The organism is Acidiferrobacteraceae bacterium (assembly GCA_037388825.1).
GTDB lineage: Bacteria > Pseudomonadota > Gammaproteobacteria > Acidiferrobacterales > JAJDNE01 > JARRJV01.
The window spans coordinates 43,855-56,658 of sequence record JARRJV010000043.1 but is presented as its reverse complement, the minus strand read 5'-3'; the positions used below and the strand labels follow the sequence as shown (position 1 = coordinate 56,658).

The 12,804-nt window shown below is 61.7% G+C and carries 13 protein-coding genes; 5 read left to right on the top strand and 8 right to left on the bottom strand.

Features of this window, described 5'->3' with window-relative positions:
* The first annotated feature begins 263 nt into the window (after positions 1 to 263).
* The 4 genes from P8X48_09180 to glk all read left to right on the top strand — a co-directional run bounded on the left by P8X48_09180 (position 264) and on the right by glk (position 2,647).
* Entirely contained in the window at positions 264 to 494 is a 231-nt protein-coding gene (locus P8X48_09180) for a hypothetical protein (protein ID MEJ2107486.1), read from the top strand.
* Between the two features lie 105 nt (positions 495 to 599).
* Positions 600 to 1,109, top strand: coding sequence for a gamma-glutamylcyclotransferase (locus tag P8X48_09175; protein MEJ2107485.1), 510 nt, complete (start codon positions 600 to 602; stop codon positions 1,107 to 1,109).
* 59 nt (positions 1,110 to 1,168) lie between these two features.
* Positions 1,169 to 1,651 (top strand): YbhB/YbcL family Raf kinase inhibitor-like protein, encoded by a 483-nt coding sequence (locus P8X48_09170; protein MEJ2107484.1) that lies wholly within the window; start codon positions 1,169 to 1,171, stop codon positions 1,649 to 1,651.
* Between the two features lie 48 nt (positions 1,652 to 1,699).
* Positions 1,700 to 2,647 carry a glucokinase gene (gene glk / locus P8X48_09165; protein MEJ2107483.1) on the top strand — a complete coding sequence of 316 codons (948 nt, stop codon included), beginning with the start codon at positions 1,700 to 1,702 and terminating at the stop codon, positions 2,645 to 2,647.
* A 6-nt stretch (positions 2,648 to 2,653) separates the two neighbouring features.
* On the opposite strand, the gene P8X48_09160 is transcribed toward glk, so the two are convergent.
* The 3 genes from P8X48_09160 to ppc form a co-directional block, all read right to left on the bottom strand.
* Positions 2,654 to 3,685, bottom strand: coding sequence for a pyruvate dehydrogenase complex E1 component subunit beta (locus tag P8X48_09160; GenBank protein ID MEJ2107482.1), 1,032 nt, complete (start codon positions 3,683 to 3,685; stop codon positions 2,654 to 2,656).
* On the bottom strand, positions 3,682 to 4,659 hold the full coding sequence (pdhA, locus tag P8X48_09155; protein MEJ2107481.1) for a pyruvate dehydrogenase (acetyl-transferring) E1 component subunit alpha: 978 nt from the start codon (positions 4,657 to 4,659) through the stop codon (positions 3,682 to 3,684). Before pdhA ends, P8X48_09160 begins: the two co-directional genes overlap by 4 nt.
* A 61-nt stretch (positions 4,660 to 4,720) precedes the next feature.
* On the bottom strand, positions 4,721 to 7,519 hold the full coding sequence (ppc, locus tag P8X48_09150; protein MEJ2107480.1) for a phosphoenolpyruvate carboxylase: 2,799 nt from the start codon (positions 7,517 to 7,519) through the stop codon (positions 4,721 to 4,723).
* Positions 7,520 to 7,847: 328 nt separating this feature from the next.
* On the opposite strand from ppc, the gene P8X48_09145 reads away from it, so the two are divergent.
* Entirely contained in the window at positions 7,848 to 9,002 is a 1,155-nt protein-coding gene (locus P8X48_09145) for an aminotransferase class V-fold PLP-dependent enzyme (GenBank protein MEJ2107479.1), read from the top strand.
* A gap of 58 nt (positions 9,003 to 9,060) precedes the next feature.
* Here P8X48_09145 and P8X48_09140 read toward each other — a convergent pair whose 3' ends face one another.
* The 5 genes from P8X48_09140 to mltG are packed head-to-tail and all read right to left on the bottom strand — an operon-like array spanning position 9,061 to position 12,802.
* Positions 9,061 to 9,777 carry a TatD family hydrolase gene (locus tag P8X48_09140; GenBank protein MEJ2107478.1) on the bottom strand — a complete coding sequence of 239 codons (717 nt, stop codon included), beginning with the start codon at positions 9,775 to 9,777 and terminating at the stop codon, positions 9,061 to 9,063.
* Positions 9,778 to 9,780: 3 nt separating this feature from the next.
* A complete protein-coding gene (locus P8X48_09135) occupies positions 9,781 to 10,158 on the bottom strand; it encodes a PilZ domain-containing protein (protein MEJ2107477.1) in 378 nt (125 codons plus the stop codon).
* 10 nt (positions 10,159 to 10,168) lie between these two features.
* Positions 10,169 to 11,164, bottom strand: a complete 996-nt coding sequence (locus P8X48_09130; GenBank protein ID MEJ2107476.1) for a DNA polymerase III subunit delta' — start codon at positions 11,162 to 11,164, stop codon at positions 10,169 to 10,171.
* A complete protein-coding gene (gene tmk, locus P8X48_09125) occupies positions 11,154 to 11,789 on the bottom strand; it encodes a dTMP kinase (GenBank protein MEJ2107475.1) in 636 nt (211 codons plus the stop codon). Before tmk ends, P8X48_09130 begins: the two co-directional genes overlap by 11 nt.
* Entirely contained in the window at positions 11,789 to 12,802 is a 1,014-nt protein-coding gene (gene mltG, locus P8X48_09120) for an endolytic transglycosylase MltG (GenBank protein ID MEJ2107474.1), read from the bottom strand. Before mltG ends, tmk begins: the two co-directional genes overlap by 1 nt.
* Between the last annotated feature and the right edge of the window lie 2 nt (positions 12,803 to 12,804).

Genomic DNA, 12,804 nt, shown 5'->3' with positions numbered 1-12,804 from the left:
CCGCCTGGCCGAAATGGTGGGTCCGGCTCACCTCAAGAAACGTACGCAGGATTTCGATATCCATGGGGCGACCGGCATCAGGGGCTGTACATCCCCGCTAGCTGCGGCGGGTTCCATGCAACAAATCGATCGTAATGATCACATAAATTCGCTTTACCGGGAACTTGGCGCAGTTTAAATAGCGTGCGGCGAGACCGGGCGCGCGAACCGAAAGGTGACCCGCGACAAGGCCGCCCAATCCCATACGCTCGAGGAGCATGACCATGAAATCCACATTTGTACGCGGTCTGGCTATTGCGGTAGTGACTGGCGGGCTGCTGGCGAGCTTGCCGGCTGCGCGCGCCGACACGGATGAGGTTCGCGCCCAATGCCAGGCCGATGCCCAGGCGGCAGGAATCGAAGATCCGGCGGAGCTTCAGGCCTACATCGAACAGTGCATCCAGGCGGCCACCGGGGAAACCCAGGGTGAGGCTACTGACGCACCCTCCAGCTAGTCTGCGGATATCGCCCGGCGAACCCAAAGGCCCCGCTCTGTGGCGGGGCCTTTGTCTATTCGCCAATTGCACGCACGCCGAAGCGACAACTGTTACCATAGCGATGTGAAGTATTTCGCATATGGCTCCAATTTGCTTCCCGAGCGACTGCTTGCCCGGACCCCTTCAGCGAGTCTCCTGACTACCGCGGTCTTGCCCGAACACCAGCTTTGTTTCCACAAGCGGGGAGGGGACCAGTCGGGCAAATGCGATGCCTTCTGTACCGGCGACCCGACCCATCGGGTGTATGGAGCGATCTATGAAATCTCGGCTGCAGAGTGTCGAATTCTCGATCAGATCGAGGGAGCCGGCTACCGCACGATGGATCGGGTCGTGTCGACGCCGGAAGGGGAGATGGAGGCCTTTCTGTATCAGGCCATGGATCCGTGGGTGGACAAGAGCCTGCTTCCATTTGACTGGTATCGCGAATTCGTACTCCAGGGCGCCCGCTTCCACGGCTTCGAACGCGCTTACGTAGAAATGATCGAAACGGTTTCCTTTACCAGCGATCCCGATCCCGTTCGGCGCAAACAAAATATCGAAATCCTCGCCCGGATTTCCGTACAATCGACCTGATTGAGAGATCCAGAGATCCCGGTGCCGCGAAGGAGGGATATCTGGAAGAAGGGACAGGTATGAGCCTGAAGCTATGGTCGAAAGCCTTTGATCACGGCGGCGAGATTCCGCGCCGGTACACCTGCGACGGGGAAAATATCTCTCCAGCCCTGGAATGGTCCGGAGTTCCGCAGGGTACACAAAGCCTGGTCCTTGTCATCGCCGATCCGGATGCCCCTGACCCTGCAGCGCCGCTCATGACCTGGGTACACTGGTTGTTGTTCAACATACCGCCCCTGGAAAACGGTTTGCCTGAGGCGGTCGAAAGCTCCCGCTTGCTGCCGGCCGGCACCTGCGTTGGCGCCAACAGCGGGAAACGAAACGCCTACAGCGGGCCTTGTCCCCCTGTCGGGCGTCACCGGTATTTCCACAAGCTCTATGCCCTGGACACCGTGCTGGACGATTCCGGAATCGATGATGTCGACGACCTGGAACGGGCCATGAGCGGCCACATCATTGCCAAAGCCGAGTTCTTTGCCACCTACGCACGACACCATGGCTGACGCGCACCTGATTCCTTCCGTCGATGCCGGCCGTCGGGATCTGGCGCGGTGACTGTTCTCGCGGTTGATCTCGGTGGCACGACCGCGCGATTGGCGCTGGCAGACGTGAAGGGAACACATTGCAGTTTCATTCGCCAAGCCGAGTTCTCCTCCAGCGATTATCCCGATATCGAAACCATGCTTGCCGGATTCCTCGAAGGGGCTGGCGCACCGGGTGCAGCCTGTCTCGCCGTTGCCGGACCGGTCACAGGGAACCGGGCCCGAATCACCAACCTGCCGTGGATCGTGGATGCGCAGTCGCTGGCTGGCCGATTCGGCATCGGTCCGGTGAAGCTTATCAACGACATGGCGGGAATTGCCTACTCGATCCCGGCGCTGGGAGCGGACGCAATGGTATCCCTGCAATCCGGCACGGCGGATCCGGCCGGTGCACGGGCGCTGATCGCCGCCGGCACCGGCCTGGGGCAGGGGATCCTGTTGCCGGATGAGGACACGCTGCGAGCCCTGCCTACTGAGGGTGGCCATGTGGACTTTGCCCCGCGTAACCACACGCAAGCACAGATGCTGGAGTACCTGCAACAACGCCATAAACATGTGAGTTACGAGCGCGTGGTGTCTGGTCCGGGGCTCGAAACCATTTACGCGTTTCTGAACGGCATGAATGAACCCGAGCTCGGGGCAGCGGAAATCAGTTCCCGTGCGCTGGATGATGGTGATTCCGTCGCGCTGCAGGCGCTGGACCTGTTCGTGGATGTCTATGGCGCCCAGGCCGGAAACCTGGCCCTGAGCTGCCTGGCCACCGGCGGGGTTTACGTCGCCGGTGGTATCGCACCCAAGATTCTTCCCCGCGTGCTGGAGGACCAACGGTTCGCGAAGGCCTTTGTCGACAAGGGGCGAATGAGTGATTTACTTCGCGACATTTCGGTCACCTTGATCACCCATCCCTCGCCGGGTCTGCTCGGGGCGGCCATCGCCGCCGGTTCGCTGTCCTGGTAGCGAAATCTAGGAGCCGAGCATCATGCGCACGGCATTGACCACGGCCGTGAGGTCCGGAATGGAGGCCGATTCCAGCCCGGCTTCGTACGGCGTCGGCGCATCGGCGGCCCCGAGGCGGCGTACCGGCTGATTCAGGTCGCCAAAGCATCGTTCGCCCAAGGCGGCGGCAATCTCGGCGCCGGCTCCGGCGAATCGCACATCCTCTTCCACCACCAGGGCACAACCCGTGCGCCGTACGGAGGCCTGCAGGGTCGGCAGGTCGATCGGTCGCAGGCTGCGCAGATCGATCACCTCGATTTCGATGCCATCCGCCGCCAGGCGCTCCGCCGCTTCCAGCGCCACTTCCACCATACGGTGCCATGCGATCACTGTTGCCTGCGTGCCGTGACGGCGAATCGCGGCGCTGTGCATGGGCGGGGGTTTCGCGTCCGGATCGAACGGTCCCTTGTGAAAGTACAGCAGCTCATGCTCCAGGATGACGATTGGATCATCCGTGCGAACTGCCTGTCGCATGTGCCAGTAGCTGTCCTGTGGGGTCCCGGGGGCCACGACCCTGAGGCCAGGCACATTCATCAGCATCTGCTCCAGTCTTTGCGAGTGTTGCGCGGCCAACTGATGGGCGACACCTCCAGGCATGCGCGCCACCAGGGGAACCCGCAACTGTCCGCCGGACATGTAGCGCAATTTGGCCGCCATATTGACCAGGGCATCCAGGGCCAACAGCGAGAAGTTCACGGTCATGATCTCGATGATTGGCCGTCCGCCGACCAGGGCGGCGCCGACACCGAGTCCGGTAAAGCTGCCCTCGGAGATGGGTGTATCGCGAACACGCCACTCACCGTATTTGGCCAGCAGGCCCTGACTGACGCGGTAGCTGCCGCCATACAGGCCCACGTCCTCGCCCAGGAGAAACACACTGTCGTCCGCGTCCATTTCGCGGTCCAGGGCAATATTCAGCGCTTCCCATACCATGAGTTCCTCACGGGCCTGGGCGGGCGCGATACGCCCGGCCTGGTCATTGTGCTGACGCGGGCTCATGGGCGCCCCTTGTAGAGATCAAGTGGATTGCTGTACACGTTTGCCTGCAAGTCGTCGGGGGCAGGGCTGGCATCGGCAAACTGCACTGCATCCTGCACGGCTGCATCCGCCTCGGACTCGATCTGGCTGGCCTGTCGCTCATCGAGCCAACCTTGCTTCAGTGCACGGTCGCGGAATCCGGAAACCGGATCGCGCCCACGTTCCTCGGCCAGCTCCGCCTCCGGCCGATAGGCGCCACTGTCCGCCATGGAGTGACCCCGGTAGCGATAGGTCTCGCATTCCAGAAGGTAGGGTCCGTTCCCGGCATGGACGTGTCGAAGTGCTGCGTCCGTGGCTTCATACACGGCAACCACGTCCATGCCGTCGACCCGCTCGGCATCCATGCCGTAGGCACAGGCACGTCTATGCACTTCCGTGAGTGCCGAATGCCGATGGATCTCGGTCCCGATCTGATAGCGGTTGTTCTCGCATACGAATAGCACCGGCAGCTCCCAGAGGGCGGCCATATTCAGGGACTCATGAAACGTCCCCTGGTTGGCGGCACCGTCGCCGAAGAAACACACCACCGCCTCGGATTGCTCACGCATGCGTAACCAGTAGCCGGCACCGATGGCAACGGGAAACGTCTCGCCCACGATGGCATAGCCACCCAGAAACCGGCGGCCGATGTCGAAAAGGTGCATGGAACCGCCGTAACCGCCGGAACAACCGGTAGAGCGCCCAAAGAGCTCAGCCATGACCTCGCGGGCCGGGATTCCCCGGACCAGGGCGTGCACGTGTTCGCGATAGGTGCTGACGACATAGTCGCCGGGATCCGCGGCCCGCAGCACACCAACCGCCACCGCTTCCTCCCCGGGGTACAGATGTAAAAAGCCGCCGATCTTGCCTTCAGAATATTGCTGGGCACTGGCCTGCTCGAAGGCCCGTGCCAGACTCATGTCGAAGAGGAATTGTCGTGCGAGGTCCTGATTCATGGGCCTAGCCTACCGGAAGAGGTGGTAAGCCGGAATTGATCCCGCGCAAGACCCGGCCATGCTATCCGGTATTTCGCATCCCGGCAGCGATCGCGTTGATCGAGCGGAGCAGGGGATCCAGCCACCGTTCCCGCTCTTCCGGGGCCGCCTCCGGGTTGCGTGCCCGTCGCAGAAGAGCCACCTGGATGTGATTCAGGGGATCCAGGTACGGGTTGCGACGGTACAGGGAAAGTGCCAGCGACGGAAGCTCCTCCAGCAGGATGCGAATATCGGCGGTTTCAAGGACCTGGTTCAGGGTACGTTCGTACTCTTCGCGAATGCGCCCGAAAATGTGCTCCCGCAAGGCCTTGTCGTGCAGCAACAGGGCGTACTCCTCGGCAATGCCCATATCGGCCTTCGCCAGGGACATTTGCGTATTGCTGAGGAGAGAACGGAAGAAGGGCCAGTGGGTATACATCTCCCGAAGCACCGCCAGGCGGTCCGGATCGTTGGCGCGCCAGTGCTCCAGCGCGAAACCAATTCCATACCAGGCGGGGAGGGTATGGCGGGACTGGGCCCAGCCGAATACCCATGGTATCGCGCGAATGGAAGACTTGGAGCGATCTCCCTTCGCCCGATGCGAAGGCCTCGAACCGATTTTGAGCAGCCCGACTTCGCTCACCGGCGTGGTTTCGTAGAAGTAGTCCAGAAAACCCGGGGTGCGATCCGTGAGATTGCGATAGGCCTGCTCGCCGGCCGCTGCCAGTTCCACCATCACCGAATGATAGTTTTCGTAGGTCCCGGCCGACGGCGCCGTGGGTCCACTCGCCTTGAGCAAACCAGTGATACCCATGGCCAGTTCGTATCGTGCTGTCTCCACATTGCTGTAGCGGTAGGACAGAACCTCGCCCTGTTCGGTGAACTTGATCGTTCCCCGAACCGTGTCAGGGGGCTGGGCAATAATGGATTCGTGGGTCGGCCCGCCCCCACGACCGATGGTGCCGCCGCGGCCATGAAACAGGCGGCAGGAAACCCCGTAGCGATCGGATAGGGCGACGATCTTTCGCTGTGCCTCGTACAGGTTCCATCCGGAGGCCAGAATTCCTCCATCCTTGGCAGAATCGGAGTAGCCGAGCATGATCTCCTGTTGACCACCCGCGGCCTTCAACAATCCCATGTAGACGGGGTTGTCATACAGGCTGGTCAAAACCTGATCGATGTGAGCCAGGTCCTCGATGGTTTCGAACAGGGGGGCGACACCCATGGCGCAGCGCCAGGTTCCATCGTCACGCCCGACCAGATCTGCCGTTCGCGCCAGTACCATCACTTCCATGACATGGCTGGCGGCATGGGTCATGGAAATCACATAGTTGCCAAACGCGCTCTCACTGACTTCCCTGCGCATCCGCGCAACCGACTGAAATACCTCCAGTGTCTCCCTGGTCTCCGGATTCATGTTTGATGCGTCGAAACCAACGGGTTCCGGAGATTCCAGGACGCGGCTGAGCACATCCATGCGCGCCGGCTCGTCCAGGTCCAGATACTTTTCCGTGACCCCGCCCTGGCGCAACAACTCATCGATGGCGGCGCTGTGCCGGGACGATTCCTGTCGAATATCCAGATGCACCAGGTAGAAACCGAAGGTTTCGACCAAACGAATCAGATTCGCCAGTTCGCGATCCGCCACATTGGCATCGCCATGGCTGACCAGCGACTCGCGGATCAATCGCAGGTCTTCGAGAAATTCCTCTTCCCGGGCATAGGCGGGGCCCGGGTCGGGGGCCGGGTCGCCCCGCAGCCGTGCCTGGACGCAAGCCAGATTACGCTGCAGGCGATAGCGCATCAGGTACAACAGACGGCGATAGGGTTCCTCACGGAAACGATCGGGGTTCGCACCGAATACCTGCGACACAAAGGCTTCGCCTTCATCGATCTTCTGCAGTACGGCCGGAAGTGGTGTGCAGATTCGAATGGAAAACGACAAGACCTCACTCAGGTTGTGTACGCGCGAAAGGTATTCCTCGAGAATCTCCTGGGTGTGCAGCCGCACGGCCAGTTCGGTTGTTTCCGGCGTGACATTGGGATTGCCGTCACGATCCCCGCCGATCCAGGAACCGAAGCGCAGAAAACTGGGGATCCGGAGTTCATTCGCATCCGGCCCGTAGACCCGTGCGATGGAATTGTTCAGGTTGCGATACACCTCGGGAATGGCCTCGAACAGGCACTCGCGGAAATAGAACAGGCCGTTGCGGATCTCGTCCCGAACCTGTGGGCGCTGTACGCGAACCTCGTTTGTTTTCCACAGGATCTGTATCTGGGTCTGCAACTGGGCAATGATCTCCTCGCGCTCGCGTTTGCGCAGGCGCGTATCGTCCAGTTGCTCGCTGGTCACAAAAATCCGGCGCAGGGTGTGCTGGATGGTGCGACGGCGGGCCTCGGTCGGGTGGGCCGTGAATACCGGCATGTACAACATACCGTCGAAGATCGATTGCAGGCCTTCGGGGTCGACGCCCTGATAATTGAATGCGGTGAGGGTCTCGTCGAAAGATCCGGTCCACATCGGTCCGCCGAGCTGGCGCTGGCGGTGACGCTGGCGATGCTGGAATTCCTCTTCCGCGATATTCAGCAGGCTGAAGTAGATGCTGTAGGCGCGAACCACCTCGGTCAGCGTGCCGGCCTCCATGGTGCTGATCACGCGCATCAGGCGGGCGCGGAGGCGGGGATTTTCCTCCTGGCGAAGCCGCAGAAACCCCTTGCGCAGGGTCTCGACCGCCGTGTACACGCCTTCACTGGCGTGCGTGCGCAGGACGTTGCCCAGGGCGATGCCGAGCAGCTTCACGCGCGCCCGCAAATGTTTGTCCTGGGGCTGGGTCAGATTCATCGTATTCGACGGCTTTTTTACGGTGAACGCGCTGGGAAAGACCGTTTCACCGTGGCTTCTGTGGTCTTACTGGTAGACTTTTATACCAGATTTCAAGGGCCGCCGCGCGCCGGCAGGGGTGTGCATGCCGGGCGATCCCCCAGTTCGGGGTCCTGTGTCGTTTTACATAATATACATTATACGCATATCCAGATACCCCCCGAACTATTCCAGATTCCCGGGAAAACTCCCTATTTCTACAACAGACCCCGCTGCGATATCGTCAGCGTTTTGCAGCGACCCGAGAACGCGCGATCATTGGGTTTTCGAGTCGATGCAAACCGGATCCATGGCACCACACCCGCAAACAGATCAACGCGAAACCGTCGAACGTTTGCTTGCCGGGGAATTCCCGGTGCGCCAGGACGGAATCTACCTGAACCATGCCGCGGTCGCGCCGTGGCCACGACGGGCAGGTCTCGCCGCTGCCGCATTCGCTGACGAGAACGTTACCCATGGATCGCTGAACTACCCTGCCTGGGCGGAGGCGGAACAGGCGCTGCGCGGCACCGTGGCATCCCTGCTCAATGCACAGGCCGGGGACATTGCCTTTCTCAAGAACACCTCCGAAGGCCTGTCCGTCGTTGCCCATGGCTTCCCCTGGAAATCCGGCGACAACGTGGTGATTTCCGACGAGGAGTTTCCTTCCAACCGGATCGTTTGGGAATCCCTGGCCCCGGTCGGCGTGGAGGTCCGGCAGGTCTCCCTGGGAACCGAACCGGAAGACGCGTTGCTGGCCGCCTGTGACGGCCGAACCCGTCTCCTGGCGATCAGCACCGTGGAGTATGCCAGCGGGCTGCGCATGGATCTGCTCCGCCTTGGTGACGAATGTCACCGCCGGGGCATTGCCCTGTGCGTCGATGGCATACAGGGTCTCGGTGTTATCCCTCATGATGTGCAGGCCATGCATATCGACTTCCTCGCGGCCGATGCCCACAAATGGATGCTCGGGCCCGAAGGGATTGCCGTGTTCTATTGTTCGCCCCGATGGCGGGATCGCTTGACCCTGCACCAGTTCGGCTGGCACATGGTCGAGCATGCCCATGATTTCGATCGCAAGGAATGGGAACCGGCCAGCAACGCGCGCCGTTTTGAATGTGGCAGTCCCAATATGCTCGGGATTCACATTCTTGCCGCAAGCCTCTCGCTGCTGAACGAGGTGGGAATCGAAATAGTGGAGTCTCGCATCCTTGCCAACAGTGAATTCCTGTATGAGGAAATTGCAGGACATCGGGACCTGGTCGCGCTATCGACCCACGCGCCCGGTCGCGTGGCCGGCATCGTGACGTTCGCCCATCGCCACCGAAGCCAGGAAGAGCTGTACCAGCTGTTACGGGACAACAAGGTGATGTGCGCGCCCCGTGGCGGCGGGATACGCTTCTCACCCCACTGCTACAACACACAGGACGAACTTCGCGCGGCGGTTGAAATCGCCGCTAACTGACCGGCACGGCGTCGGAGAACAGGCGGAAGAAGTTGTCGGTGGTCTGCCCGCAGAAATCCTAGATATCTTCATCGCGCAGGTCTGCCAGGGTTTCCGCTACATAACGCACGTAGGATGGTTCATTGGTTTTGCCACGATAGGGAACCGGCGCCAGGTACGGTGAGTCCGTCTCCACCAGAATGCGGTCCCGGGGCACCTTGCGCGCCACCTCGCGCAAGTCATCCGCGTTCTTGAAGGTCACGATTCCGGAAAAGGAAATATAGAATCCTATGTCCAGGGCCTGGGTCGCAATGTCCCAGTCCTCGACGAAGCAATGCATAACCCCGCCGGCATCCCGGGCCGACTCCTCGCGCAGAATCTCCATCGTGTCGCTGGCCGCATCCCGTGTGTGAATGATCAAGGGCTTCTTCGCGGCGATGGCTGCGCGGATATGGTTCCGAAACCGGTCGTGCTGCCAGTCCATGGCCCCTTCAGTGCGGAAGTAGTCCAGGCCGGTCTCGCCAATGGCGACCACGGACGGATCCTGCGCCAGATCCACGAGTTCCTCACTGGCCGGGTCCCTGCCCTCGCGCTCATTTGGATGTACGCCCACCGAGGCGAATACATTGTCATGGACACGGGCAAGCTCTCGGACCTGGGGGTAGTCCTCGAGGTTCACCGACACGCATAACATGTGACCGACGCCCTGCTCCTGCGCGCGGCGCAGCACGGCCTCGGTTTCCTCGCCCAGGGGATCAAAATTGATGTGGCAGTGGGAATCGACCAGGCGAACCACAGTTTACATCGTATGCGTTGGTCGCTCGGATTTCAGGGCCCCGCCCAGCAAGGTTTCGATCTTGTTGCGGGCGGCTCCGGCATCCTTGTCGCTGAACTGGACGCCAATGCCGGCAGCGCGGTTGCCCTGGGCGCCTGCCGGAGTGATCCATACCACGTGGCCGGCCACCGGGATCTTTTCCTTGCTGTCGACCAGGGTCAGCAGCATGAACACCTCGGTACCAAGCTGGTAGGACTTGTTGCTCGGGACAAAGATGCCGCCATTCTTCAAATATGGCATGTACGCGGCGTAGAGCGCGTTCTTGTCCTTGATCGTCAATGAAAGAACCCCGGGTCGCGCGCCCGGTCGGGCCGCGGGGGTCGGATTCGCTGGTCCAGCCATAGAAATTGGTCTACTTCGCGGTCAAATTGGACTTATTCCAGCGTATCAGAATATCTTCAATTAGCAAGCGCTCGTCCACGCCGCTCCCGAGCAGGCGCAATCCCTCCTGAACCCGGCCAGCGAGCTCTGCGATCGCAGCCGCGGGCATCTTTTCAGCGGCATGGGCCAGCCGTGAGCGAAGATCGGTGTTGGCCAGCTCCTTTTCCGCGCCGCGATCAAAGCGGACGCGAAGCAAATCACGCAACAGCCCGTAGAACCAGACCAGGGAGGTATGCGCCCCGGATTCCAGCCAGTCCCCGCCACAGGCGACCGGGTCGCCGCCCCGCCGTGCGAGCCCCGCCAATCCCTCCATCAGCCGTTCCCGCTGCTCCAGAAACCCCCCGGACCACAGGGCCTGGGCCCGCAAGGGAGCGTCCCCCGCGTTGCGCAGCAGCAGGGGCGCCACCTCCGCGGGCACGCCCTGCTCCACCAGCCAGGCCCCACCAAGCTCCCGGGACGGTGGGGACAGCTCCACCCGTGTACAGCGGCTACGTATGGTGACAGGCAGCCGGTCGCTCTGGTGGCTGACGAGTATCAGGACATTTCCGGGAGGCGGTTCCTCCAGTTGTTTCAGCAGCGCATTGGCTGCCTGCAACGTCATGGTCTCCGCCGGTGACAACAGCACGACCTTGCGCGGGGCCGTATGGGCCGTCAGGGAGAGAAAGCGGTTCAGTTCGCGGATGTCGTCGACGGGAATGGATTTGCCCTCTTCTGCCGGTTGAACCACGGTCAGGTCGGGATGGGTACCGGCCGCGAACAGCTGACAACTCTTGCACTGGCCACAGGCGTGGCCATCGACAGGCTTGTCGCACAGCAGACTGTGGGCAAGCTCCCCCGCCAGGGCCCGCTTGCCCAGCCCCGCGGTTCCGGACAAAAGGATCGCATGGGATACCCGTTCCAGGTCTCCGGTCAGACGCTGCCACGGGCCTGACAGCCACGGATACAGGATGTCCCTATCAGCTGACATGCCGCTCCAGCAAGGTATTCAGGTGTTCCTGCACCTGTGCCTGTACCTCCGGAAGATCGCGGCTGGCATCCACGAGTCGAACACGCTCCGGTTCCCGCCTGGCGATGTCCCGGTAGGCCTTGCGAACCCGCTGCAGAAAGGCCAGGTCTTCCTGTTCGAATCGATCCGGCGCGCTGCGGCCTTTCGCCCGGGCAATGCCCTGCTCCACCGGCACATCAAACAGGAGCGTGAGATCGGGGCGCAGGTCCCCTTGCACCCAGGTCTCCAGTGCGGAGATGCGTTCCAGTGGGATCTCGCGGCCACCGCCCTGATAGGCATAGCTCGCGTCGGTAAAGCGGTCGCACAGGACCACGCTACCGGCGGCCAATGCAGGCAGAATCACCTCCGCGAGGTGTTGCGCACGGGCCGCGAACATCAACAGCAGTTCGGTATCGCCATGCATCGGCGCCCCATCCGGATGAAGCAGAATTTCGCGCACCCGTTCTCCCAGGGCTGTGCCCCCGGGCTCACGGGTCATCAACACCCGATGCCCTGTCGCCTCCAGGTGTTCTCGTATGTACGGCATGCAACTGCTCTTGCCGGCACCTTCACCGCCCTCGAGCGTAATGAACCAACCGCGTTTCACTAGTCCTGTCTCCGGTCGGGGGGATGATGGATGGCGCGGCGCGCCGGCGCCTTCTGAAAACGGGCCACGGCGCGGTTGTGTTCTTCCAGGGTTGCGGAAAATACATGGGTACCGTCACCACGCGAAACGAAGTACAGCGCACCCGTTTTGGCCGGGTGCAGGCTTGCGTGGATTGCGGCTTCGCCTGGCATGGCAATGGGCGTGGGCGGCAGTCCGCCACGGGTGTAGGTGTTGTAGGGCGTATCGTGATGCAGATCGCGTTTGCGCAGATTGCCGTCAAAGCGATCACCCATGCCGTAGATCACGGTTGGGTCGGTTTGCAGGCGCATCCTCTTGTGCAGGCGGTTGATAAAAACGCCGGCGATCTCGGGCCGCTCCCGGGCTGCTCCGGTTTCTTTTTCGACAATGGAAGCCATGATCAGGGCATCATACGGGGTCTTGTACGGAAGATCCGGATCGCGGTCCGCCCATTCGCGGGCCAGGACCTTCTGCATTTTGTCGAAGGCCTGGCGCAGGATTGCAAGGTCCGTGGTTTCCGCCGTGTACTTGTAGGTGTCGGGATAGAAGCGGCCTTCGGGGTTCATTCCCGGATGGCCGAGCTTGTCCATGATTTCCTTCGGGGACAGGCCCGTCAAGGTCCGCTGCAGGCGGTGAGCGCCAGCCATGGCCGCGAGGATTTCCTTGAAGGTCCACCCTTCTGGAATGAGGAATGGATAGGTCACCGACTTGCCGGCCACCAGTTTGTCAAGGATACCCCACTCGCTGATGCCGGATTTAAAACGGTATTCACCGGCGCGTATGCGCCGCTGATCGCCCCGCAGCAGCGCCAGCAGCACCAGGGAATGGCGGTCCGGCAGCACTCCGTCGGCATAGAGTTCCCTGGCGAGCTCGCGTACGCTGGTCCCGGTCCTGACTTCGTAAGTATGATCCGCGGGTGACAAGGGCAGATTCCATACCACCAACGGGACCAGCACCAGGAGCGCCACGGCCGCGGCCACGAGCCGGCAGCGCATTC

Bases quoted from the DNA above. Each gene is read 5' to 3' on its own strand.
- P8X48_09130 (MEJ2107476.1), bottom strand. From the start codon at position 11,164: ATGTCAGCTGATAGGGACATCCTGTATCCGTGGCTGTCAGGCCCGTGG.
- P8X48_09180 (MEJ2107486.1), top strand. From the start codon at position 264: ATGAAATCCACATTTGTACGCGGTCTGGCTATTGCGGTAGTGACTGGC.
- pdhA (MEJ2107481.1), bottom strand. From the start codon at position 4,659: ATGAATCAGGACCTCGCACGACAATTCCTCTTCGACATGAGTCTGGCA.
- P8X48_09160 (MEJ2107482.1), bottom strand. From the start codon at position 3,685: ATGAGCCCGCGTCAGCACAATGACCAGGCCGGGCGTATCGCGCCCGCC.
- P8X48_09135 (MEJ2107477.1), bottom strand. From the start codon at position 10,158: ATGGCTGGACCAGCGAATCCGACCCCCGCGGCCCGACCGGGCGCGCGA.
- P8X48_09145 (MEJ2107479.1), top strand. From the start codon at position 7,848: ATGGCACCACACCCGCAAACAGATCAACGCGAAACCGTCGAACGTTTG.
- ppc (MEJ2107480.1), bottom strand. From the start codon at position 7,519: ATGAATCTGACCCAGCCCCAGGACAAACATTTGCGGGCGCGCGTGAAG.
- mltG (MEJ2107474.1), bottom strand. From the start codon at position 12,802: ATGCGCTGCCGGCTCGTGGCCGCGGCCGTGGCGCTCCTGGTGCTGGTC.
- P8X48_09170 (MEJ2107484.1), top strand. From the start codon at position 1,169: ATGAGCCTGAAGCTATGGTCGAAAGCCTTTGATCACGGCGGCGAGATT.